Here is a 25278-nt window from a genome sequence, read left to right as displayed (position 1 = left end):
AGGAGAGAAAATAGTATGGATATGAGAAGTTTTCGCAAAGAAATAGAGGAGCGTATTGAACGGGATGGTTGGTCTATTTACTATGATCATAATGAATCAACATTACGAATTGAAGATAAAGAAATAAAAAAAGGGGTGACTGTTGCCCTAAAACCATTACTTGCAAAGTGGGAAAGAAATGAATTCACTTCGATTGATGAGGTGATTCGCTATGTTGAGGTTGGTCTAGTGGCAATGCGAACAAAGCCAGTGCTTAGTGGAAATGAAAAAAATATTTTCCCTGTCATTCGTTCGACATCGTTTCCTGAAGAAACAAAGGAAGGACAGGCTTTATTATTTGATGAGCATACTGCAGAAACAAGAGTATATTATGTGATTGATTTAGGGGAATCATATACTCTTATTTACAATGACCTACTAGAGGGAACTTCGTTAACAAAAGAAAAAATCCGCGAAATGGCTATGTTTAACGTTAGGTCACTCCCACAGCCATTAAAAGAAGACATTGTGGCAGGGAATAAGTTTTACTTTTTACGTGCAAAAGATGGTTATGATGCGAGTCGTATTCTAGATCAATCACTGCTTGAGAAGATGAGTGATCAAGCGGCAGGTCAATTAGCTGTTGCGGTTCCACATCAGGATGTTTTGATTTTTGCAGATCTTGTTAATGAAAGGGGTTATGACGTTCTCGCACAAATTGCTCTACAGTTTTTTGGAGAAGGACGTGTACCTGTTACTGCACTCCCATTTTTATACGAGGATGGAGAGCTTGAACCGACATTTATCTTAGCACAGCGTAGACCGAAATAAGTGTTATGTTAAAATAAAGAGATTACGATAAAAGGAGCAATAAAAAATGAACGTATTTTATAATCAAAAAGGTATTGGTGACGTGTTAATATTGAAAATTAAGGATGTTGAACTAAAGCAACGTCAATTTAGTACATTTGGAGATGTTGTGAAAATCTACAACTCAGATACGAATGAAGTGATCGGCTATAATATATTTAAAGCATCGAGTTATGGTGAAATAAAGGACCATGGAGCAGTTGAGCTATCAGATGAAATGAAGGAGCTAATCAAAACAGCTTTTGCAAAAAATGGAGTCAATGATGATGTTGACCTACAAAAGCAGAATCATTTTGTTGTTGGTTATGTAGAGACAATGGAAAAGCATCCGAATGCAGATAAATTAAATATTTGCAAAGTAAATGTTGGACAAGAAGAACTGCAAATTGTCTGTGGTGCCCCTAATGTAGAAGCAAATCAAAAGGTAGTTGTCGCTTTAGTTGGTGCGGTGATGCCAAGTGGTTTAATTATTAAAGATGCAAATCTCCGTGGTGTTCCTTCTTCTGGCATGATTTGCTCCGCAAAAGAGTTAGCTTTACCTGATGCACCACAAGAAAAAGGAATTCTAGTTCTTGATAACTCTTATGAAATTGGGGCACCATTTGAGCTTAAATAGTCGAATTATTGTAAAGAGGCTGGGACATAACTAAAGTTTATAACTGAGATGCCGAACCAATCAATAAGGTAATGGATTATATTTCAGAGCTGTGTGTTTCTACACCTTTGATTAATCGTTTACTCATTTAGGTAAAACCTATTTTTGTCCCAGTTTCTTTTTCATGAGAGTCCATTAGAAAGTGAGTGAACCATATGGGGATGTTGCACAATTGGTTTAAACAACTGCAACAATATTTTTCTGAAAACGACATCGAGAATGAACAACCGGAGCAGGAGTTGAGAAAATCCTATCGCATCCACCAGTCAGATCATAGCGAAGAAAATTCGAAAATGATATACCATTATCCTAAGGAAGGTAAGTTTCGCTTTCCTGTCGATGTGGATCGTCCTAGTGATAAGAGGAATGTTCATTTAGATAAACCTACAACAAAGCCAGAATCTCAGCCTAAAAAAACAATTGAGAAAAAGGTGAAACAAGAGCCATTCAGTAATCAACATTATAAATGGTCTACAACCCCTTCACCTATCTATGGGTTTGGTCAACAAAAAAAACCAAGTGTTTCACCGCCTTTGAAGCATTCTAAAGATGAAGAGAAGCACAATACGCATATGACTATATATGAGGAAAACATGCCGAATCAACCAGAACAAGAGTCAGAATCTATTTATATTAAAGAAGAGTTTCCAATGGAGGTTTCTTCTAAAGCAAAGGATATGAACGAGGAATCGGTTGATACTAATATTAGGAATATTCCAGATCATCGGTATGAGCAAGAACTAAAGCAAGAACAAGAACTAGATCAAGAACAAGAACTAGATCAAGAACAAGAACTAGATCAAGAAATAAAACCAGACCAAGTAGCAGAGGCAGAGATTTCAGTAGGGGAAAGAGATTTATCACAACCACTTGAGAAGCCAAATGAACAAGACCAAGAAATTTTAGCTAAGGTCGAAATAGAGCCAGTTTTTGAAGTGCCTGAAACAGAGTCGAAACAGAGTCTAGCGACTGAAAAGAACGCAGAGGCTGCCAAAGAAGTGGTCGTAGAATCAAGTGATGAGAAGCCTGCTAGTGAACAAGAGAATAAGCAAGAATTTGCTAGAACAGAACACAAAAAATCGCCGATTCCTTTTAATGTGATGATGCTGCCTCAAGATCGTGGCAAGAAGAACCCTAGTCCTGCTACCCCGCAGTCAGATTATAGTTATCCTACAATTAATCTGCTACATTATCCGAATGTTAAGCAGGATGATGAAACGGAATGGCTTGAAAGCCAGTCGGCGATGCTAGAGGAAACACTGCAAAACTTTCATGTTGAAGCAAAAGTCGTTAATGTTACAAAAGGCCCATCTGTAACAAGACTAGAAATACAACCAGGTCGAGGCGTAAAAGTAACGAAAATTACAGGATTAATCGACGATATTAAACTCGCCCTATCTGCGAAGGACATTCGAATTGAGGCTCCTATCCCAGGGAAAAATACAATTGGGATTGAGGTGCCTAACCGTCATTCTGCACCTGTTTTCTTACGTGAAATACTCCGAAGAGATGTATTTGTTAGATCAAGCTCACCTCTAACTGTGGCCTTAGGTCTAGATATCTCAGGTCAGCCAATTGTAACAGATCTACAAAAGATGCCACATGGACTTGTTGCTGGTGCAACAGGTTCTGGAAAAAGTGTTTGTATAAATTCCATCCTAATTAGCTTATTGTTTAAAGCCAATCCAGATGAGGTCAAGATTATGCTTATTGATCCAAAGATGGTTGAACTCGCTCCTTATAATGGATTGCCTCACTTAATTACACCTGTGATTACAGATTCGAAGCAGGCAACGGCTGCTTTGAAGTGGGTTGTACAAGAGATGGAACGAAGATATGAATTGTTTAGCCAATACGGTGTTAGAGATGTAAAACGGTACAATGATCTGTATTCTGAGTCTATTGAAAAGCCAGCCTTACCATATATGTTAGTTGTAATTGATGAATTAGCCGATCTTATGATGGTTTCACCTCAAGAAGTTGAGGATTCGATTTGTAGAATCGCACAGAAAGCGAGAGCGTGTGGAATTCACTTACTACTTGCAACGCAGCGACCGTCTGTTGATGTTATTACTGGTTTAATTAAGGCGAATATCCCAACGCGTATTGCATTCTCTGTTTCATCCCAAACGGATTCTAGAACGATCTTGGATGTTGGTGGTGCCGAGCGTCTACTCGGGCGTGGCGATATGCTTTTCCAAGAAAATGGTACACCCAAAGCAGTCAGAGTCCAAGGAACCTTTGTATCAGACGAAGAAATTGATGCAGTTGTTGCTTATGTCAAGAAACAAAGAGAGCCACAATATTTACTTGAAAGTGAACAGCTTGTAAAGGTAGCATCACAAGAAACGGTTGAAGAAGATGACTTGTTTGAAGAAGCATGTCATTTTGTAATTGATCAAGGCGGTGCTTCAGCTTCTCTACTACAAAGGAAATTCAGAGTTGGCTACAATCGTGCTGCAAGGTTAATCGATATGATGGAGGATTACGGAATTGTCTCTGAAGCGATGGGAAGCAAACCACGTCACATTCTAGTTGATTCCATTAAATTGGAAGAGATTCTTTATCATGAGAGCGAAGTTTAAGTGGACGATTCAAAGTTTATTTTAGCGGATTCGTGAAAATAGCAACGGATTTTCACAATCATGAGAACCTTACTCATGGCAAGGTGAAATATATCGGAAGATCTCTACTCATTGTTTAAAGGCACCAAAAAAAGACGTGATCCAACCTCATTTAGTGTCTTGTAGATAACTTTCTTCTTGTTTTCGAGGAGAAGGTTCTATATGATAATAAGATATTGGCATTTGATTTAACAGAAGGAAACACAAGGAGCTCAGATGCGATGAAAGAAATCACACTGAAACTAAACGGTGAAATAAAGAGATTAACAAATGAAACATTTAAGTTTGATGAACGTATTAAAGAGGGCTGGTTTTCTGCAGTCTACTTTTTGAAAACAAAAGAAATTATTAAGAAATATCGTCCAGATAAAAAAGTAACAATGCAGTTCTTTCAAAAGGAACACGCAGTATTATGCGGAACAGATGAAGTTATTGCACTCATTCGTACGTTTGCAAATAATCCGGAAGAGCTTGAGCTTCGTTCGTTAGAAGACGGCGATAAAATAAAACCATTTGAAACAGTATTTACAATTACTGGACGCTATGAAGATTTTGGCTTTTTAGAAGGAATTATTGATGGGATTTTCGCTAGAAGAACGTCTGTAGCCACAAATGTCTACAATGTTGTCAAAGCAGCCCGTAAGTCTGGTGTGCAAAAGCCAGTTATCTTCATGGGAGATCGTGATGACCACTTCACTCAACAGTCGGGAGATGGCTATGCTGCCTTTATTGGTGGTTCTAAGGCTCAAGCGACTCATGCAATGAATGAGTGGTGGGGCAAGCAAGGGATGGGGACAATGCCACATGCGTTGATTCAATTGTTCCAAGGTGACGTAGTGGAAGCGACTCGTGCCTATAAAGAAACGTTTCCAGAAGATGATTTAATGGCATTGGTAGACTACAACAACGATGTCATTACAGATTCTCTAAAAGTTGCTAGAGAATTTGGTGCGGACTTAAAAGGAGTACGGGTTGATACGTCAGGAACAATGGTTGATCAATTTTTCTGTCGTAAGCCAGAAGTAATGGGAGCATTTGATCCACGTGGTGCAAATCCAACTTTACTTTTTGCTTTAAGAGAGGCATTGGATAACGAAGGATTTAATCATGTGAAAATAATAGCGACTGGTGGATTTACGGATCAACGAATTCGTGAATATGAAGAAGCTGGTGTGCCTGTAGATATTTACGGAGTAGGCGGGAGTCTCTTAAAGATTAATATTGCCTTTACAGGCGATAATGTTCTTTTAAATGGAGAACACGAAGCAAAGTCTGGGAGACGCTTCCGTGACAATCCACGTTTGGTCATTGTAGAGTAGATGGGAAGACCTGCAGGCTTCAGTGGGTCTTTTCTTCATGTTATTACATATACTATTGGGTGAACAGAGGAGAACGGTGGGCAAGTGTTTCGTTTTTTCTCTATGTGGGGTAATGAACGACGGTGTGGACATAATTAAACGCTGTGGAATTTGGAGGTCCAACTATGACATATCATTTTATTGGAATAAAAGGTTCAGGGATGAGTGCTTTGGCACAGATCCTTCATGACATGAAGTTTCCTGTGCAGGGCTCAGATGTCGAGAAGACATTTTTTACACAGAAACCATTAGAACAAAAAGGAATTGATTTACTTCCATTTCAGCGAGAAAACATTAAAGACGATCAAAAAATCGTTGTTTCGGCTGCATACGGGGAAGATCATGAAGAAATGGTTCGTGCTAGAGAGCTTGGGCTAGAAGTCAAGAAATATCCGACGTTTCTAGGAGAGTTCATTCAAAATTTTACAAGTGTCGCCATAACTGGTTCGCACGGTAAAACATCAACAACTGGATTGCTATCTCACGTGTTAGGATCTGCCTACCCAACATCTTATTTAATTGGAGATGGAACTGGCAAAGGTGAGGAAAATTCATCCTACTTCGTCTTTGAAGCATGTGAATACCGACGTCATTTTTTAAATTATAATCCTGACTATTGTATTATGACAAATATTGACTTTGATCATCCGGACTATTTTAAGGACGTCAATGATGTCTTCTCTGCTTTTCAGGAGATGGCGATGCAGGTGAAGAAGGCAATTATTGCTTGTGGAGATGATGGACATTTACAAGGAATTCGAGCGAATGTTCCTGTTGTTTATTACGGTTTTGATGAGGACAATGATTTTCAAGCTCGGAATGTAGAAGTCACTCCTGAGGGAACGCACTTTGATGTGTTTGTCCGTAATAATTTATATGGAGCCTTTACAATTCGAGGGTTTGGGAACCATCATATTCTAAACACTTTAGCTGTTATAGCACTATGCCACTATGAAAATGTGCCGGCACAGGTAGCTGCTGAACATATTAAAACATTCCAAGGGGTAAAGAGACGCTTTAGCGAGAAGGTCGTTAATAATCAAATTCTTATTGATGACTATGCACATCACCCGACTGAAATTGCAGCAACAATCGAATCTGCTAAGCAAAAATATCCACAAAAGGATGTTGTCGCTATTTTTCAACCACATACTTTTACTCGAACGAAGATGTTCTTGAAGGAATTTGCGGCTTCACTAAGTGAGGCAAACTATGTCTATTTATGCGATATTTTTGGATCAGCACGCGAGAACTCGGGTGTATTGACGATTCAAGATCTCCAAGAGCTGATTGATGGTGCTTACTTAATTTCTGAAGAATCTGTAGACCTACTGAAAAAGCACGAAAATAGTGTTCTCTTATTCATGGGAGCAGGGGATGTTCAAAAGTTTCAAGCTGCCTATGAAAAGCTTGTATAAATTATTCTGTGGCAATTGATTAGTTTATGTCCACAAAACAATAAAAAGCAGTTCAATTTGCGAAAAATTGAACTGCTTTTGTTTTTGTTTAAAAATAATTTAATAGAAGCTCTATTAGTTTTAAATGCTTAATTGATTATAGTATACTATGGAACTAGTAATATCATAAACCACTACATAATAAGATTTTGATACTTTAATGAATTGAGGTTGAATTTCCAATGGTTAATACGATGCATCATCTAATTGCACTAGAAAATTATAATATCACTCAAGAGATTGAGAAGCATGCTTCAGATAAGTTAGCATTGGTCTATCTGAATGATTTAGGAGAGAAAAGGACCATTTCATATAATGATCTTATTAAAGAATCAAATAAACTTGCGAATGGTTTGTATGATTTAGGCTTACAAAAGGGAGATCGTGTACTTGTTGTGACTACACGTTTAATAGAGTCTTATACAATCTATATGGCCTGTTTAAAAGCAGGGTTTGTTATTATTCCTGCCTCTGAATTACTACGAGCTAAGGACCTAGCTTATCGATTAAATCATTCCGAAGCTAAAGCTGTGATCTCCTATACGGATTTCACAGAAGAGATTGATGCAATTGATGTTGATCTCCCGTACCTTAATCATAAAATTGTCTTCGGAGGATTGGAACCGGGATGGCTAGAGATTGGCCAGATACTTAATGATGCCTCGGAGGATTTCAATAATGAGACAACCAAACGTGATGATCTAGCCTTTTTAGCCTATACATCAGGAACAACAGGCAATCCCAAAGGTGTGGCCCATACGCATAGCTGGGGTTATGCCCATATTCGTATTGCGGCAAAAGAATGGCTTAATATCAATGGAGAAGACATGGTATGGGCAACAGCTGCTCCGGGTTGGCAAAAGTGGGTATGGTCACCTTTTCTTTCTATACTAGGATCTGGAGCAACAGGGTTTGTTTATCAAGGGAAGTTCTCTGCGGCGACATACTTACAGTTGCTCCAGGATCAACAGATTAGTGTTTTATGTTGTACACCAACTGAGTATCGAATGATGGTCAAGGCAGAGGATTTGGCTCAATATAATCTTTCGAATTTACGAAGTGCGGTTTCTGCAGGTGAAGCTCTTAACAGAGAAGTGATCGACGTCTTTAAGGATACATTTAATATCCAAATCAGAGATGGCTATGGTCAAACAGAAAGTACGCTTTTGATTGGAACTGTTCAAGGTGCAGAGCATCGAGTCGGTTCAATGGGAAAGCCAATCATTGATGGAACAATAGAAATTATTAATGAAGAGGGTCTTCCAGTGAAAACAGGAGAGGTTGGCGACATTGCAATAAAAAAAGAATTGCCTGCCCTCTTTAAAATGTATTACAAGGATCCTGAAAAAACGACTCTATCCTATAACGGTGAGTATTTTTTAACTGGTGATCGCGCTAGCAAAGATGCTGAAGGCTTTTATTGGTTCCAAGGTAGAAGTGACGATGTGATCATAAGTTCAGGTTATACGATAGGACCATTTGAAATCGAGGATGCACTTATGAATCATCCAGCTATCGTTGAATGTGCTGCTGTTGCAAGTCCTGATGAAATAAGAGGAAATGTTGTTAAAGCATTTGTTGTTTTGCAAAATGGAGTAAAGGGTTCACCTGAGCTTATTAAGGAGATGCAGAATTTTGTAAAGGAAATAACTGCACCTTACAAGTACCCTAGACAGATAGAGTTTGTTCCTCAGTTGCCAAAAACCGATTCAGGGAAAATAAAGAGAGTTGACTTGAGAAATTGGGAAAATAGATAATCCTTCAGAAACGGCCGTAGATTATAATCACATGACGACCTGGGCCATTTTTTTGTGAACAAAGAGCAATAGTTCACATATTTTTGGGGATGTAATTGTAGTAAATGGAAATTATGCTACTAAAAGCGACTAGAGAAATGTAAGTCATTTGAAATTAAGTACGATAATAGATTTTCGCTATAAAAGAGTAAATCAAAAATCGCCCAGAGCTTAAAACTCTGAGCGATTTTCTGTACAAAGGTGTTAGTCTTAAATTAAATTCTCAGGGTTTAATGCCTCAAGTTCTGGGATAACGAAACGTCCATCTTTTCTGATTAGAACATCATCAAAGTAAATTTCGCCACCGCCATAATCTTCACGTTGGATCATGACAATGTCCCAATGAATGGAAGAGTTATTTCCATTTGGTGCAACATCGTAGCATTGGCCAGGTGTAAAGTGGAAACTTCCATCAATTTTCTCATCAAACAAAATATCTTTCATAGGATGTTTGATAAACGGATTAACGCCAATAGCAAATTCTCCAATATAACGAGATCCATCATCGGTATCAAGAATATTGTTAATTCGTTCTGAATCATTAGCAGTCGCCTTAACTATTTTTCCATTTTCAAATGTGAAAGAAATATTTTCAAACGTAAACCCTTGATATGGAGAAGCTGTATTGTATGTAATCGTTCCATTAACGGAATCGCGCACAGGTGCAGTGTACACCTCACCGTCAGGTATGTTCAATTTGCCAGCACATTTAATCGCTGGAATGTCTTTAATAGAGAAAGATAGATCCGTACCTGGTCCCTTAATTTGAACCTTGTTTGTTCTGTTTAATAAAGAAACGAGCCCATCCATTGCCAGATCCATCTTAGAATAATCTAGATTACATACATTAAAATAAAAGTCTTCGAAGCCTTCTGTACTCATATTTGCTAATTGAGCCATCGCTGGGCTTGGATATCTTAGTACAACCCATTTTGTTTTTGGTACACGAATCTCACTGTGCACCTTCGTTCCAACCGTTTTGCCGTAGAGAGCTAATTTGTCATTTGGGACGTCTGAGAATTCGGAGATATTATCCCCAGCTCTAAGCCCAATATATGCATCCATTTCACTCATGACTTGTGCTTCAAATGCAGCGGTCATCGCTAGCTGTTCTTCCTGTGCCCCGAGTAACAAAGAACGATCAACCTGATGATCCTTTAAAAGGACAAATGGTAAACCGCCGACTCGGTAAGCCTCTTCAACTAATGCGGTTACAAGTTCTCTTTGTAAACCAAAATTTTCAATTAGGACCTTTTCTCCCTTTTTTAAATCGACAGAATAGGTAATTAGTTTCCTTGCAAGCGTATGAATTCTTTGATCTCTCATCTATTATCCTCCTTCACCTTCTCGATTATTGTATACGAAATCTCGACAACTTAACAGTAATTGTGAAAAAGATGCAGGATAACCTTATTTGAAAATAGAATGTTTAAAAGGTGTAGGTTTAAAATAATGTAAAAATGGGTATTAAGTTCATTAGACCATCTATATGTATAGTAGGAGGTGAAGAAAAGAAATGAACTTATTGTACATAAGTGCCTTTATCGTCGCTATTGCTTTTGCTTTTTTAGTTATTTACCTTATTCGTACGTTGAAATCAGCTAACCGTACTCTTGATCACCTTGCAAATACAGTGGCAGGACTTGAGGTTCAAATGAAGGGTATTACAAGAGAATCTGAGGAACTTCTTCATCGAACGAATCGTTTAGCTGATGATCTCCAGGAAAAATCGCAATCATTAAATACTGTGTTTTCCTCTGTAAAGGAACTAGGTGACTCTGTTGGTCAGATCACAAGATCGATCCGACATATGTCCACAACGGTTTCAACTCAGGCAGTGAAACAATCTGATCAGATTGCACAAGCTGTTCAATGGGGAAATGTTGCGATTGATCTATATGCAAAGTTTAAGGATAAAAAAAACCAAAAAGTTTCTAAATCAGAGGAGGAATTAATATGAGTGATATGAATACTAAAGATTTCTTTATTGGTACGTTAATTGGTGGTATTGTTGGAGCTTCAGCTGCATTATTTCTAGCACCTAAATCGGGTAAAGAATTACGTAGTGACCTGAACGAACAAGCACAATTAGCGAGAGAGAAAACAAGTCAATTCACGACGACAGCGTATGACAAAGGCAGTGAATGGGCTTCATATGCGAAAGATAAATCGAGCACGATTGCTAAAGTAGTCTCGGATCAATCGAATCAAGTCGTTGATAAGGTGAAGGAAGTCGCAGCAAGTGCGAAGTCAACTGGAGATGAATTAGCTGAGGATTTAACTTCCACTGTAAATGCTGCAGAACAAGAAGTTGCGGAAACAGTGAAGCAGGAAGTTGACGATATCCAAGCTAAAGTTGAGGAAGATGATAAATTATAAAATATTGAAGGGGTGTCTTTTAAGGTCAAAGCTGACCTTAAGAGACACCCCTCTTTATTTAGCTCTTTGCTGCAAAACTGTCTTTTACATAAATATTAATGCGATCTCCATTTACTAAAGGACAACTAAAGCTAATTTCTTCATTATTTTTCTCGATTGATAATTTCTTCCCTGAAAATGAGGCAATATCAATGTCAATGACAGTGAAAATATCCTGCAAAATAAAGGGTTCTATTTCTTTGGTTCTAAGAATCAGACGGTCGTTAGCAAAGATCGAATCATTTAAATTAAGTTGCTTGTCATCGCGATAGACCTCAACAATTGATTTAGATAGCGAGAGAGGTTCATCATTATAAAAAACATCAAGTTCCTTTAGAAAGGGAATATCCTTTAATTTAAGAAGTTGGTCTAATCGATAACTGTGATTTGGATCAGTTCTAGTTTCGTCAATGGTAACAATGTCATGTTGTTCAAGTTTCGCATCAATTGTCGTTGTTTTGCCGTTTACTGTAATCGTTGGAATATGCTCTGTAAATTCCCAGGTTTCATTGTTTGCATGGATACGAAAAGGTTCAAAAGCTTTGAGCGGAATATGCCTTAATCGTGCTAATTCCTTTATTGTTGATAATTGCTCAACGGTAATGTGGTCTCTGTCATTAACATGAGTCTCAGGTTCAACAATCTTGCTATTTAACATAATCGAAGCGGGAATGTTCATTTTCATATTATTTAGCGTAATTGAAAGTAATGGAACGTCCCCGAGCAAATCTTCGATAGTAATGGATGCCTGCTGTCCACTTTTACCCCTTTCGACAATTAACTTATCATTTGGAGCGAGTGGAGCATCCAACATCGTTTTTTCGCCATTTTTAATTAAAATTGGTGGTTCCCCATGTTCTCCTGGAACAGAAATCAATTGATTTTGAACAGTGACCATTAGAGCAAGTCCTGGTTTTCCGTAAAGCTTGGCAATATCAATTCCAGCAGCTAGGAGACCATCACCAACAGTTAAAGTCTTCACATCGAACAGACGTAGAGTTCGGTTGTTTACAGTGACACTTATATATTCAATCGGGTTTTCTTTCGCGGCAATAGCTATTCCAATAGGAGTTACAAGCTCGGGACCATAGCTTATACCGTCTTGTACCACCAATTTCTTAATGGCATCCGCTCCTCGTATTGCCACTCGGTTTACTGGCAGATCAAGAAACTCAGCAATGTAGATTGGTAATTTAGGAGTTAAGCTTCCTCCTCCAACAAGCATGACAGCCTTTGGAGAGTGCCCATTTAGCTTTAGAATTTCGTCTGTTATCGTTCGGGCAAGTTGTTTGATTGAATTTTCAATTGGTTCAATGACATCTTTTCGGTCTAATGTTGTTTCCATTCCTAAAATATCAGTAATCTCGACTGTATCGTTATAAGTCAACTCACGCTTGAGAATTTCAGCCTCAGGGAAGTCTAGTAGGAAATGATCACTAATTGCTTCAGTGATTTCATCCCCTGCAACTGGAACCATTCCATAAGCGATAACTGTATTTTCGTCAGTTAGTGCAATATCTGACGTACCTGCACCAATATCAACTAAGGCGACATTCAATCGTCGCATGGACGGAGGTATTAATACATTAATCGCTGCGATTGGTTCTAGTGTTAGTGCCTCAAGTTCAAGGTTAGCCCTTGCTAGTGCGGCTAATAAAGATTCAACAACAACCTTTGGTAGAAAGGTTGCAATAACTTCTACTGAAGCATCTTTTCCAGTTTGGTCAAGCAAACTTCCGATTGGCTCATTATCTAATAGATAAACCAAAACTGAATATCCAACACAATAATAGTCGGTATTGGAGTCCTCTTGTTCATTTGCGAGCTGAAATTGAGCATGTTGAACGGCACTTAACTCTAAGTGAAGCAAATCATCCTTTGTCAGCATTGGTTTTGTTTGAATATCAATATCGACACGAGATCGAATCGTCTTTAGAGATCGACCTGCTGCAGCGACACAGACTTTCTTTAATGGACCGTGTCTTTGCTCAAGTTCATGCTTAATCTCCTCAATTACTTTGGCTACAGAGGGAACATCGTGAATTTGACCATCAAGCATGGCACGTTCTGCATGCTCCTTAGTATAGGAATCAATTAATTCAAATGTATCGCCTTGTGGTTCTAAGAGAAGTCCTACAACAGAGCGAGTACCAATGTCTAGGGCAAATAGAGGAGATGTAGATGGTTTTGTTGTCATGAAGATCAACACCTTCATTCATAATGGTTTTTGTAGTATCTTGTTATTCTACTAGAGTTTTTATTAAAAGGTAAGAAAAACATCAAATCACTTTAGTGCTTAAAAGCGTTTAATTAATAAAGAGGAAAGTAGTGACATCTTATTTATTTTCCTTTATAATAACGTTAAAACAATAAAGAAGCCAAGAGGGAGAGTGGAGTATAGTGAGTAATGAGAAATTAGATTTGTTGAGATCAGACTTAGACGAGGTGAATCTGAAGCTTCTAGAATTGATTAACAAGCGTGCTGAACTCGTTCAAGAGATTGGTAAAGTGAAAAGTTCACAAGGCGTTAATCGATTTGATCCAGTAAGAGAACGGAGTATGCTAGATCATATTGCAGCAAATAACAAAGGACCATTTGAAACAGCAACATTACAGCATCTATTCAAACAAATCTTCAAAGCTAGTTTGGAATTACAAGAAGAAGATAATAGTAAGGCATTACTTGTTTCTCGTAAAAAGCACCCAGATAATACAATTATCGATTTAAAGGGAGAAACAATTGGTGATGGTGAGCAACGTTTGATCATGGGACCATGTGCCGTTGAAAGCTATGAGCAAGTCTATGCAGTTGCAAAGGCTCTTAAGGAACGTGGGATCACATTACTACGTGGTGGGGCATTTAAACCTCGTACGTCCCCATATGACTTCCAAGGTTTGGGAGAAGAAGGCCTGCAAATTCTAAGACGTGTTGCGGATGAACTCGGTATGGTTGTAATTAGTGAGATTATTAATCCAGCGCATGTTGAGATGGCTTTAGATTATGTTGATGTCATCCAAGTCGGTGCGAGAAACGCCCAAAACTTTGAATTACTTAATGCGGTCGGATCCGTTAATAAGCCTGTCCTGTTGAAGCGTGGGCTGTCAGGTACCATTTCTGAATTTATCCATGCAGCTGAATATGTTGTTTCTAAAGGAAACAGCCAGGTTATGCTATGTGAGCGTGGTATACGAACATATGAAACAGCGACACGTAATACGTTAGACATTTCTGCTGTTCCTATTCTAAAGCAAGAAACTCATTTACCAGTTTTAGTTGATGTTACACATTCAACCGGAAGAAGAGATTTATTACTTCCTTGTGCGAAAGCTGCCTTTGCAATTGGTGCAGATGCAGTAATGGCTGAAGTTCATCCTGATCCTGCAGTCGCACTTTCTGACTCTGCTCAGCAAATGGACATACCTCAATTCAATGAATTTGTAAATCAGCTTCAAGCTTCTGGCTTATATAAAAGATAATTGATCAGACTTTATCAAGCACCTAAAGGTCATAAATCGACCTTTTAGGTGCTTTTCTCATTATTTTCCTATGAAAATTATGAAAAAATCATGAAAATAACCAGGAACGTTGTCGATATAAGTAGAGAAGACATTGCGAACCTCTACGTAGTATCGTATGATTACATTAAAATTAATGTTTGGACTATGAGGAGGATCACTAGTGAATACAACAATATATGATGTAGCAAGAGAAGCAGGTGTTTCAATGGCAACTGTTTCACGAGTTGTTAACGGAAACCCTAATGTAAAACCAACAACAAGAAAAAAGGTACTTGAAGCAATTGAAAGATTGGGCTACCGTCCAAATGCAGTGGCACGAGGATTAGCAAGCAAAAAGACAACAACTGTTGGGGTAATTATTCCGGATATCTCAAATATTTTCTTTGCTGAACTTGCAAGGGGAATTGAAGATATCGCGACGATGTACAAGTATAATATGATTCTTTGTAATTCCGACCAAAATAAAGAGAAGGAAATACATCTAATTAATACATTACTTGAAAAACAAGTTGACGGAATTGTCTTTATGGGTGGACAAATTACCGAGGATCATGTTACAGAGTTTAAGCGATCACCGGTTCCTGTTGTGTTAGCTGCTACATTTGACAAGGAAAATGAAATTCCTTCTGTCAATATCGACTATAAGCAGGCAGCTTATGATGCCATTTCCCATTTTATCGAAAAGGGGCATAAGCAAATTGGTATGGTGTCAGGGACTTTAGATGATCCAATTAACGGGTATCAGAAGTTCTCTGGATATCGTCAAGCAATTGAAGATGCAGGCTTAACATTCGATGAAAATCTTGTTGCGATCGGTGACTATACGTATGATTCTGGAATTGAAGCAATGAATACTCTATTAGAGGCTAAGATTAAGCCAACAGCTGTCTTTGCTGCTACAGATGAAATGGCCCTAGGTGTCATTCATGCAACACAGGACCAAGGCTTATCAGTTCCAGATGACATCGAGGTTTTAGGGTTTGATAATACTAGATTATCAACAATGGTACGTCCGACATTAACAACTGTAGTTCAGCCGATTTATGATATCGGTGCTGTTTCAATGCGATTATTAACCAAGTATATGAATAAAGAAGAGGTTAGTGATCACATTGTTGTCTTGCCACACCGTATTGAAATGAGGCAATCAACAAAATCATAGAGAAGTTTTGCTTTTGCAGGCAGGGAGAGAACGATGAAAAAATTTGATGTAATGACACCTATTGGAATGGCGGCAGGAACAATTTTAATTCTGATGGCCATCCTTTCCAGCGGAGGGGCTGCTGGTTTAATTTCATTTATTGATATTGCTTCGGTTCTAATTGTTGTCGGAGGAGTTGTGGCGGGAACCGTAATTGCATTCTCGTTTGCTGAATTAAAAGTAGTACCTAAGGTCATGAAGCAAGCATTTAACACTAGTAATCACAATCTTCAGGAGCTAATAGATACCTTTGTAGATTTGTCAGGGAAGGCAAGACGTGAAGGCTTATTGGCTTTAGAAGCGGGGCTAGAAGAAGTCGAAGATCCATTCATTAAAAAAGGAGTTCTCCTAGCAGTGGATGGGATTGAGCCTGATGTTATTAAAGATATTATGATGGCTGAAGTTGTCGCCATGGAGGAACGTCATCGAAAAGGACGAGCTATACTTGAAAAAGCAGGCGAGTATGCACCGACTTGGGGTATGATCGGTACATTGGTTGGTCTTATATTGATGCTTCAAAATCTGAGTGATCCCTCTTCACTTGGACCAAGTATGGCTGTAGCGCTTTTGACGACATTATATGGAACCATATTAGCAAATCTTGTTTTCCTTCCAATGGCTACTAAGCTGAGTAATAAGACGGAGGAAGAGGTCTTTGTTAAGCAAATCATTATTGAAGGTGTAATTGGGGTACAGTCTGGACAAAACCCTAAGATTCTTCAAGAAAAACTAGGTGCCTTTATCAGTAACAAAGACAAAAGAGATGATGAAGGTTTAGGGGAAATGGACAATGCATCGTAGAAGAAAGCAAGAAGATCCAGGTGCTCCGAAGTGGATGGTAACTTTTTCCGACCTTATGACATTAATTCTGGTTTTCTTTATTTTACTTTTTTCTATGTCTGTTGTGGATGCTCAAAAGTTTAAGGCGATTGCTGACTCTTTTCAACAACGAGAAATTCTTGATTTTATGCCATCGGCAATTGAATTTGAAAATCCAAATCAAGGTGAAGAAGGTCAAGATAAAGATCCCCTTGAAGAGACTGAAACTGAAGAGATTCCAGAGAGTGAACCGATTGACCAAGATGAAGACAATATGGATCAACTGTTAGCAGAAGTTAACGAGTATTTAGAAACAAATGAGTTACAAGAGAATATTTCTGCAACGAGAGATGATCGTGGTGTCGTTTTAGTCCTGCAAGAGAGAACGTTGTTTGAATCTGCAGAGGCAGATCTTCTTCCTGAGGCAGAACCTTTTTTAGCGAAGGTTGGCACTCTGCTTGGAGCGGTTCCTAATTTGGTGAAGGTAGAGGGACATACAGATAGTCGCCCTATCTCAACACCAAGATTCCCTTCAAATTGGGAGTTATCAGGAGCAAGAGCAAGTAGTGTGATTCGATTTTTAATTGAAAACAATCAGTTAGACCCTACTCGCTTTAGCTCAATCGGCTACGGTGAAACACGACCTACTGTACCAAATACCACTGTTGAAAATTTAGCAAAGAATCGACGCGTCGTCATCGTTATTTCTGATCCCTCCCATGATGGGGCAGATACGTTCTAATTTAAAGGCCTGCTATGATACTCTCATAGCAGGCCTTTAAGAATTTTGTTAGTCTTTCAGAACGTACCTTTTGGTCATCTTTTCATTTCATTTCTAATTTGAAAGAGAGCCTTCTCCAATGTGTTTTGGTTCTTCTCTGTTATTTCTTGTTTACGAGGAATGACAGGGATTGTTTGATAAGGATCATCCCAAGTATTGATTAGTGGGTGTGGAGCTTTGCCTTGCCACGTATCCAACCACTTAAGTGGAATCTGGCCGGTTGCTTTTTCTGTTTGATTAGTCATAGCTAACCAAACATTAGCCCAGGCACGTGGTACGACATTCCAGATGTCATAGCCTCCTCCACCAACAGCAATCCATCGCCCGTTACAGTACTGATGTGCCAACTCGTGTGCAAGCTCGGGGATTCTCGAGTAAGTACGTATGGATGAACAAAGATGTGTCAACGGATCTAGAAAATGTGCATCTGCCCCGTTCTGAGTAAGGATAACATCAGGCTTGAAAAACTCAGTAACTTCGCGAAAGACGGTTTCGTAAATTGAAAGAAATGAATCGTCATCTGTAAAGGCATCTAAAGGAACATTGATTGAATAGCCATATCCCTTCCCGGCACCTTTTTCATGAACTTGACCAGTTCCAGGGAATAGATAGCGACCTGTTTCATGAATGCTTAATGTGCATACATTAGGGTCGTCATAGAAGGCCATTTGGACACCATCACCATGATGTGCATCTGTATCGACATACAAGACCTTTGCATCATATTTTTTTTTGATATATTCAATTGCAATGGAGCTATCGTTATATATACAAAAACCTGACGCACGACCTTTAAAACCATGATGTAGTCCACCACCAAGGTGAAGTGCATGGTTTGCTCGTCCCTCCATTACTTCATCAACTGCTTGCAATGTTCCGCCTACAAGTAATGCAGATGCTTCATGCATATTCGCAAATATCGGAGTGTCTTCTGTTCCTAGACCAAAATTAAGTGAGTTATCTAATGTGCCTATACTTGCTTGTTTGACCGCTTCTATATAAATCGGATCATGAATGAGAGAAATTTCCTCATCAGTTGCTATACGCGGGGCAACAATATCATTTTTAGAAATGGCACTAATATTTTGTAATAGATCTAATGTGAGTGTTAATCGTAAGTGATTAAAGGGGTGGTTTTCACTAAATCGATAAGCTAATTGATCACTCGAATAAATATAAACACTATCTCTCATCATAGCTGTTCAGGTCCTTTTGGCCATATTACGTCATAGCCTTTTTCTTCAATGATTCGTACAATTCGCCGAGGGTCCATTGTTTGAATACGGAAGACAAGAATTTTATAAGCGGGATCAGTGTAAGGGTAGACAAGCACACTTGTAATCGTAATATTCATTGTTTTAAAAATTTCTGCGATATCAGCAAGCTTACCCGTGATATTTTCGACCTTTACCTCAATATGAGAACTTGGCTGATGTGCCCCCATCAATTCAACCAATGTGTGAAGAATATCTGTTTCGGTAATAATACCGATTAGTTGGTTGTTTTGTACGATCGGTAAGCACCCAATATGATGTTCATAGAATAATACAGATGCTTCTTCAACAAAATCAAGTGGGTGTGCAGTGATTACGTTTTTGACCATGATTGAGGAAAGAGGCTTTAAAAAATCTTCAAGATGATCTGTTGAATGAAAAATAGATGGACTTGCATCGCGGACATCACTATCTGATACAATTCCAACTAATTGTTGGTTGTCATCAACAATAGGGATATGACGGATTTGATGAAGTTCTAAAAGCTGCATCGCATCTTTTATTGTTGATCTTTCATTAAGTGTAAATATCTTTCGTTTCATTATTTGACTAATCAGCATCTATATCACAGCCTCCTAAAACATAAATCGATTATGGAATCGTATTTGATCAAAGCGCTGTAACGAATCTTGGTCTATTCTTTTACCGACACGAACCATTAAACAATTTGCAGGATGAGAACAAATTTCAGGATCATCAGTAGCATACCACTCAAGCCCACCGGCATTCATCATCTTCTCCATCATATCGCGATACTTCCAGACATCTAACCCACTACCTTTCAAGTCCCAATGCCAGTAGTATTCCGTAGTAAATATAATATAGTCCTCCATCGCATCATCCATCATTGAAAGGCGTAAAAGGTTCTTTCCTAACTGTGCACCTCGATATTCCGGAGCAACTTCTATCGCTCCAAGCTCAATTAGGTTATCCATTTTTCCTTCAGACCAACGCTCAAGGGGGTCTGGATAAACAAAAGTAACATAACCCACAATAAGATCGTCATCGCGAACAATATTAATTCTTCCTTCATCAAGGCCCGCAATTTCAATTAATGCTTCTTTCTGTTCGTCGGCGATTCTAAAAGAAGTTAATTTAGAATGGAACTTTAATGAGGAAAGGAAGTCTGGAGGAATAGGACCTTCGATGAATAGATCACGTCCTTTATATTGAATTTTCTTAGAATAATAGGTTTTGTGGTGTATCATATTTGTAATAAGGCCACCTTCAGAGTTTAGTTAAACTCAAATTGGAAACGCTTTCCTAAACAGTATTATTAAATAACAATAGGTTAGGAATCATTACTATTTTCTCATATAATCCCTTTTTTTACAATTTGAAATTGAATAAATTTTCTGTTTGTATTATACTAATACTGAAAATACATATAGAGGGGAAGATGTATGATGAATATGCAAGCGCTTCCAACCGAAAAAGGAAATCATAACCTAGTAAACTATGATGAAGCTGTTCAAACATTTGATTGGAATAGTGTCGAGAAGCAGTTTAGTTGGAGTCAAACAGGAAAGGTCAATCTCGCTTATGAAGCAATTGATCGCCATGCTGAATCAGAAAAATCTGAAAAGGTGGCCCTCTATTATAGTGATGCAAATAGAGAAGAAGCTTATACGTTTCAACAATTAAAAGAGTATTCAAATAAAGCAGCTAATGTTTTGAAGGATGCTGGAGTAAATAAGGGGGATCGTGTCTTCATTTTTATGCCACGCTCACCAGAACTTTACTTTGCATTTTTAGGAACAATCAAAGTAGGGGCTATTGTTGGTCCACTATTCGAAGCATTCATGGAAGGGGCTGTCCGTGATCGTCTTGAAGATTCAGGTGCAAAAGTGTTAATCACAACCCCTGCACTATTAGAGAGAGTTCCGGTCGCCGACCTTCCGAACCTTGAAACAATATTTATTGTTGCAGACACATACGAAGAAAAGGAAGAAGCTTATCTAAACTTTAATGATCGTTTGACAGAAGCAAGTGAGAATTTTGATATTGAATGGGTTGATCGAGAAGACGGATTGATCTTACATTATACGTCTGGTTCCACAGGGAAACCAAAAGGCGTGCTCCATGTTCACAATGCAATGGTTCAGCACTATCAGTCATCACAATGGGTACTCGATCTAAAAGAGGAGGATGTATACTGGTGTACTGCTGACCCAGGCTGGGTGACTGGAACTTCCTATGGGATCTTTGCACCTTGGTTAGCTGGTGTCACAAATGTCGTGCGTGGTGGACGGTTTAGTCCTCAAGACTGGTATGAAACACTTGAGCGGTATCAGGTGTCTGTTTGGTATAGTGCGCCAACTGCCTTTAGAATGCTAATGAGTGCCGGTGATGAGGTTGTGAAAAAGTATGATTTATCACAGCTTCGCCATGTGCTTAGTGTGGGAGAACCTTTAAACCCAGAAGTAGTTAAATGGGGAAAAAAGGTATTTGATTTACGAATCCATGATACATGGTGGATGACGGAGACAGGTGCCCAAATGATCTGTAATTATCCATCAATGGATATACGTCCAGGCTCGATGGGGAAACCATTACCAGGTATTCATGCAGCAATTATTGATGACCGTGGAAACGAGCTACCCCCTAATCGAATGGGGAATCTGGCTATCAAAAAGGGCTGGCCTTCAATGATGAGAGCCATTTGGAATAACGAACTAAAGTTTAAAAGTTATTTTGAAATTGAAGGCTGGTATGTTTCGGGAGATTCAGCTTATATGGATGAGGACGGTTATTTCTGGTTCCAAGGAAGAATCGATGATGTCATTATGACATCTGGTGAACGTGTAGGACCATTTGAAGTTGAAAGTAAGTTAGTTGAGCATCCAGCTGTTGCTGAGGCTGGGGTCATAGGCAAACCGGATCCGGTAAGAGGAGAAATTATTAAAGCGTTTATCGCATTAAGAGATGGATACGAAATGTCCAATGAGCTTGAAGAAGAAATTCGTTCATTTGTGAAAAGTGGTCTTGCAGCCCATGCAGCACCTAGAGAAATCGAATTTCGAAAGAAGTTACCTAAGACGCGTAGTGGAAAAATTATGAGACGAGTGTTAAAGGCATGGGAATTAGATCTACCAACAGGTGATTTGTCTACGATGGAAGATTAAAGAATACTTGAATATTTTAAACCCCTCTCAAAATTATTAGAGAGGGGTTTAGTTTCAATACAACTCTTAAAAGAAAAAACAGTTTAGCGAGGCTGGAATAAAAGTTCAGTATTTCGGTTAGACACTTTAGTTATGTCCTGACCTCTGTTTATTATTGTTTGATAAGAAGTCAAAGAATTTACATTGGCACATTGATTAGAGAAGACCATAAGAAACGCTCAGCGGGTTTTTCCGACTGAGCGTTTCCCTTACTATCAATTGTCTACAGGGTTGTCATCATTATCATTATCGTTACCACTACTGTTTCCATTTCCTTCATCGTTTTCATTTTCTTCCCCACTATTATCACCATCATTTTCAGGTGTTTCATCATCAGTAGGTTCAGGTTCAGGCTTTGGCTTAGGTTCAGGCTCTGGCACTATTATTTGAGGTACGTAATCTGTGCCCTCGGCTAGTGCGGACCGACTAGATTCTCTACCAGCAGAATCGACAGCAGTAACATAATAGGAATACGCACTTCCACGAATAGTAAAGCTAGTCGTTTCATTTCCTACTACATTTGAAATTAGTTGGTAATTAGTTGATCCATTTTCTGCCCTATATACTTTATAGCCGACTATATCGTTATCTGGATGAGTAGACCAGGTTAAGGTTTGACCACTAATTGATACATTGTTAACACTACCTGGAGCTCTACCATTATTAGGAGTTGCTTTCGTTCCAGTCACTAAGCTTTTCATTGAGTCTGGTAAATAATCTCCTATGTCATCAATATCCCAGAAATCTTCAGAAATCATTACACCTTCTTCGGTAAATTCAACTGGGGTCGAATCTAATGCTAAATAATTTACCCCGTTTATTGTGACATATCTAGTATTTTCTAAGCTATCATCTGTTTTTTGTGGTACAAATTTCGCATTAAATAGATCTGTTGTAACTAATCCAGCTTCTTGACAAATTCTTGATGGTAGAAGTCCAGTTAAACTACAAATTGACCTGCTTACAATACCGCTTGGGACTTCGAATCTGTTAGTCGGTGCCATTAATTCTGGATAGATTGAATAGGCTGAATTAGCTAAATTTGCCCAAATTTGTTGTGTGCGTGATCCTGAATTACCTTCGATTTCTTGTTGATCATCATACCCAATCCAGACACCAAGTGTCACATTAGGATTAGTTCCAACAAACCATGAATCTTTTGAATCCTGAGATGTTCCTGTTTTTCCAGCCCAATCAGCAGAGAAAGAGAGTCTTCCTGGTACGGAAGAGGCTGTTCCTACTCCGCGTAAAACATCTCTCATCATATCTATCATCAGATACGATGTTTGTGGCGAAAAGACTTCTCGTGTAATCGGCTCATTTTCATAGACAATTTCACCATCGGTTGTTTCGATCCGTTCAATCATATACGATTGAACAAAGGTACCATTATTTGCAAACGTAGCATAGGCATTTGTATTCTGTTCAACTGTTACATCTAATGCACCTAGAGCAGAGGACTCATAGGGAGCATCTGAAGGAATTGAAAAGCCTAACTGCAATAATGTATTTCTAGCTTGTTCATAAGGAACCTTTTTGTAGGATCTAATAGCTGGAACGTTACGTGATCTAGCTAATGATTCTCTAACTGATAAAAGTCCTAAATGACGGAAATCAAAGTTATTTATTTCTTTGCCACTAGCATAAAATTCTTCTGTATCTGGAACTACAATGCCTGGTTGGACAGCTCCAATTTCCATTGCTGGTGCGTAAGCAAGGAGTGGTTTCATTGTGGAGGCATTAGGTCTTCTAGCTTGTGTAGCATGGTTATAGTGGTCATCGCCACCTTCTTCTCGACCTCCAACAAAGCCTTTAATTGCTCCAGTACTATTTTCAATTAAAACAGCTCCAACTTGCTCCTGTTCTCCATTTTTTGTTCTTCCAAACAAATTAGTGTCTTGAATCGATTCCTGCATAGATAAATAGATATCTTTGTCTATTGTTGTATGAATCCGGTAACCATTACCCCTGAGCTTCTTCTCTGCTTGTTCCCTATAACTCTGCAGAACTTCAACTTGCTCTTCATTTGATAATTCTTCTAGATTAATATTGTTTTTCTTTATTTCTTGTTCAATTAGTATATCTGCGGCTCTATCCAATACTTCATATGTCAAGTAAGGGAATTGTTCAATTGGTGCAGCAGATGCCGTTGTGAAGTTTGCTCGAACGTCATACGAACGTGCTTCTTCTAGCTGCTCTTCTGTGATAAAACCGGCTTCATGCATTCGAGAAAGTACGATATTCATACGATTAATACTAGGTTCAAGATTTTCTTTAACAGTCCCATCACCTAGAAAAGGAGTGTAGCCAAAGGGACTTTGTGGTAAACCAGCAATATAAGCTGCTTGAGGTATCGATAGCTCACTAGCATCTACTCCGAATATTCCTTGGGCAGCAGCTTGAATACCAGCAATTTGACGACCAGAAGCATTTCTACCGAATGGAACGATGTTTAAATAAGCTTCAAGTATTTCATCCTTCTCGAGAAAATTCTCTATCCGCATTGCGAGGAGAATTTCTTTTGCTTTTCGGTCAAATGAAACTTCGCTAGTTAAAATTTGGTTTTTAATTAATTGTTGAGTTAATGTACTCCCACCTGTTTGTAAAGAGGAGTTTGCAATCTCTTGAAAAGTTGCTCGCATAATTGCTTTTGGGACGACTCCATCATGCTCATAAAAGTATTCATCTTCCGTTGCAATAAGGGCATCTTTAACATGGTCTGAGATTTGATCTAATGAAATCTGATGGCGTTCAATGTCTGAAGGAAGTTCACCAAGAAAAACGTTGTTAGCAAAAAAGACTTGACTCGTTTCCTCGTAGTCATAGATAGCTAATTTCATTTCTTCGGCAGAACGAAGAGGTTCATCTTTTACTAGAGATGCAAAATAGCCGGCAGCAGTACCACCAAGAAAGAATACAAACATACAACCAAGTACAAGACCAATTAAAAATAGATTCCAGAATACTTGATATGTAATTCCTATTGATAGAAATATGTTTCTAATGTATAGCTTTTTCGATACCATTCTAACTTTTTCTATGACAATCGAGCTATATTTCTTCATATATTATATACCTCCTAATTTCCTCATATATTATATCACACGCTGTCGAAGGCGGGAATGGAATTTTTTGTATTTGAAAATTGTAATATTGACAACATCTAAATGAATATGATAAAAAGAAAGCATTGGAACTGAATATAATAAGCGTTGAATGGTCGAAGTAATCCTGTCTTCCCTGCTTTAGAGAGCTGATGGTGGTGTGAATCAGTGCATAGGATATGGATGAATTACAGCCTGGAGCTTTTCTTTTATTTGAGAAGAACGGTCAATACCGTTATCGTAATTAAGTGGTTGAAAA

19 protein-coding genes and 1 other annotated feature (1 of these 20 cut by a window edge) are annotated in these 25278 nt (G+C 38.5%); of the genes, 13 read left to right on the top strand and 6 right to left on the bottom strand.

The genetic code is table 11. The annotated features are described in order from the left end of the window. The first annotated feature begins 15 nt into the window (after positions 1-15). From J7W16_RS01570 to J7W16_RS01545, 6 genes are all read left to right on the top strand, one after another. On the top strand, positions 16-810 hold the full coding sequence (locus J7W16_RS01570; RefSeq protein ID WP_210595175.1) for a DUF1444 domain-containing protein: 795 nt from the start codon (positions 16-18) through the stop codon (positions 808-810). A 46-nt stretch (positions 811-856) separates the two neighbouring features. Next, positions 857-1465 (top strand): YtpR family tRNA-binding protein, encoded by a 609-nt coding sequence (gene ytpR, locus J7W16_RS01565; protein WP_210595174.1) that lies wholly within the window; start codon positions 857-859, stop codon positions 1463-1465. Positions 1466-1659: 194 nt separating this feature from the next. Next, the gene (locus tag J7W16_RS01560) at positions 1660-4089 is read left to right on the top strand and encodes a DNA translocase FtsK (protein ID WP_210595173.1); all 2430 of its coding nucleotides are present in this window, start codon (positions 1660-1662) and stop codon (positions 4087-4089) included. Positions 4090-4349: 260 nt separating this feature from the next. Then, a complete protein-coding gene (locus J7W16_RS01555) occupies positions 4350-5447 on the top strand; it encodes a nicotinate phosphoribosyltransferase (protein ID WP_210595172.1) in 1098 nt (365 codons plus the stop codon). Positions 5448-5611: 164 nt separating this feature from the next. Continuing rightward, the gene (gene murC, locus J7W16_RS01550; RefSeq protein ID WP_210595171.1) at positions 5612-6904 is read left to right on the top strand and encodes a UDP-N-acetylmuramate--L-alanine ligase; all 1293 of its coding nucleotides are present in this window, start codon (positions 5612-5614) and stop codon (positions 6902-6904) included. Between the two features lie 221 nt (positions 6905-7125). Then, positions 7126-8700 (top strand): acetate--CoA ligase, encoded by a 1575-nt coding sequence (locus tag J7W16_RS01545; protein ID WP_246879790.1) that lies wholly within the window; start codon positions 7126-7128, stop codon positions 8698-8700. 249 nt (positions 8701-8949) lie between these two features. Here J7W16_RS01545 and J7W16_RS01540 read toward each other — a convergent pair whose 3' ends face one another. Continuing rightward, positions 8950-10065, bottom strand: a complete 1116-nt coding sequence (locus J7W16_RS01540; RefSeq protein ID WP_210595170.1) for an aminopeptidase — start codon at positions 10063-10065, stop codon at positions 8950-8952. 190 nt (positions 10066-10255) lie between these two features. Between J7W16_RS01540 and J7W16_RS01535 the strand changes: the two genes are divergently transcribed. Both J7W16_RS01535 and J7W16_RS01530 read left to right on the top strand, forming a co-directional pair. Then, the gene (locus J7W16_RS01535) at positions 10256-10699 is read left to right on the top strand and encodes a DUF948 domain-containing protein (RefSeq protein ID WP_210595169.1); all 444 of its coding nucleotides are present in this window, start codon (positions 10256-10258) and stop codon (positions 10697-10699) included. After that, entirely contained in the window at positions 10696-11118 is a 423-nt protein-coding gene (locus J7W16_RS01530; protein ID WP_210595168.1) for a YtxH domain-containing protein, read from the top strand. The genes J7W16_RS01535 and J7W16_RS01530 overlap by 4 nt, the downstream gene beginning before the upstream one ends. 58 nt (positions 11119-11176) lie before the next feature. Here the strand turns inward: J7W16_RS01530 and J7W16_RS01525 are convergent, their stop codons facing one another. Continuing rightward, positions 11177-13354 (bottom strand): cell division protein FtsA, encoded by a 2178-nt coding sequence (locus tag J7W16_RS01525; protein WP_210595167.1) that lies wholly within the window; start codon positions 13352-13354, stop codon positions 11177-11179. Positions 13355-13557: 203 nt separating this feature from the next. Between J7W16_RS01525 and J7W16_RS01520 the strand changes: the two genes are divergently transcribed. From J7W16_RS01520 to motS, 4 genes are all read left to right on the top strand, one after another. Beyond that, positions 13558-14634: a bifunctional 3-deoxy-7-phosphoheptulonate synthase/chorismate mutase gene (locus tag J7W16_RS01520; RefSeq protein ID WP_210595166.1), complete on the top strand. Its 1077-nt coding sequence runs from the start codon at positions 13558-13560 to the stop codon at positions 14632-14634. Positions 14635-14836: 202 nt separating this feature from the next. Beyond that, positions 14837-15838, top strand: a complete 1002-nt coding sequence (gene ccpA, locus J7W16_RS01515; RefSeq protein WP_210595165.1) for a catabolite control protein A — start codon at positions 14837-14839, stop codon at positions 15836-15838. A 33-nt stretch (positions 15839-15871) separates the two neighbouring features. After that, the gene (motP, locus tag J7W16_RS01510) at positions 15872-16678 is read left to right on the top strand and encodes a flagellar motor protein MotP (protein WP_210595164.1); all 807 of its coding nucleotides are present in this window, start codon (positions 15872-15874) and stop codon (positions 16676-16678) included. After that, the gene (motS, locus tag J7W16_RS01505) at positions 16668-17438 is read left to right on the top strand and encodes a flagellar motor protein MotS (protein ID WP_210595163.1); all 771 of its coding nucleotides are present in this window, start codon (positions 16668-16670) and stop codon (positions 17436-17438) included. Before motP ends, motS begins: the two co-directional genes overlap by 11 nt. Positions 17439-17512: 74 nt before the next feature. On the opposite strand, the gene J7W16_RS01500 is transcribed toward motS, so the two are convergent. The 3 genes from J7W16_RS01500 to J7W16_RS01490 are packed head-to-tail and all read right to left on the bottom strand — an operon-like array spanning position 17513 to position 19959. Next, positions 17513-18673 (bottom strand): acetoin utilization protein AcuC, encoded by a 1161-nt coding sequence (locus J7W16_RS01500; RefSeq protein WP_210595162.1) that lies wholly within the window; start codon positions 18671-18673, stop codon positions 17513-17515. Beyond that, positions 18670-19311 carry an acetoin utilization AcuB family protein gene (locus J7W16_RS01495; protein WP_210595161.1) on the bottom strand — a complete coding sequence of 214 codons (642 nt, stop codon included), beginning with the start codon at positions 19309-19311 and terminating at the stop codon, positions 18670-18672. Before J7W16_RS01495 ends, J7W16_RS01500 begins: the two co-directional genes overlap by 4 nt. Before the next feature lie 15 nt (positions 19312-19326). Next, positions 19327-19959 (bottom strand): GNAT family N-acetyltransferase, encoded by a 633-nt coding sequence (locus J7W16_RS01490; RefSeq protein ID WP_210595160.1) that lies wholly within the window; start codon positions 19957-19959, stop codon positions 19327-19329. Between the two features lie 198 nt (positions 19960-20157). On the opposite strand from J7W16_RS01490, the gene acsA reads away from it, so the two are divergent. Beyond that, on the top strand, positions 20158-21876 hold the full coding sequence (gene acsA / locus J7W16_RS01485; RefSeq protein ID WP_419095805.1) for an acetate--CoA ligase: 1719 nt from the start codon (positions 20158-20160) through the stop codon (positions 21874-21876). A gap of 254 nt (positions 21877-22130) precedes the next feature. Here the strand turns inward: acsA and J7W16_RS01480 are convergent, their stop codons facing one another. After that, positions 22131-24980 carry a transglycosylase domain-containing protein gene (locus J7W16_RS01480; protein ID WP_210595158.1) on the bottom strand — a complete coding sequence of 950 codons (2850 nt, stop codon included), beginning with the start codon at positions 24978-24980 and terminating at the stop codon, positions 22131-22133. A 138-nt stretch (positions 24981-25118) separates the two neighbouring features. After that, positions 25119-25278 (top strand) — a binding site (T-box leader); it runs 53 nt beyond the window's last position.

Source organism: Halalkalibacter suaedae, from assembly GCF_017939705.1.
In the GTDB taxonomy this organism is placed as follows: domain Bacteria; phylum Bacillota; class Bacilli; order Bacillales; family Bacillaceae_D; genus Halalkalibacter; species Halalkalibacter suaedae.
Note: the sequence above shows the minus strand (reverse complement) of the source record. Positions and strands in the feature narration are given on the sequence as shown.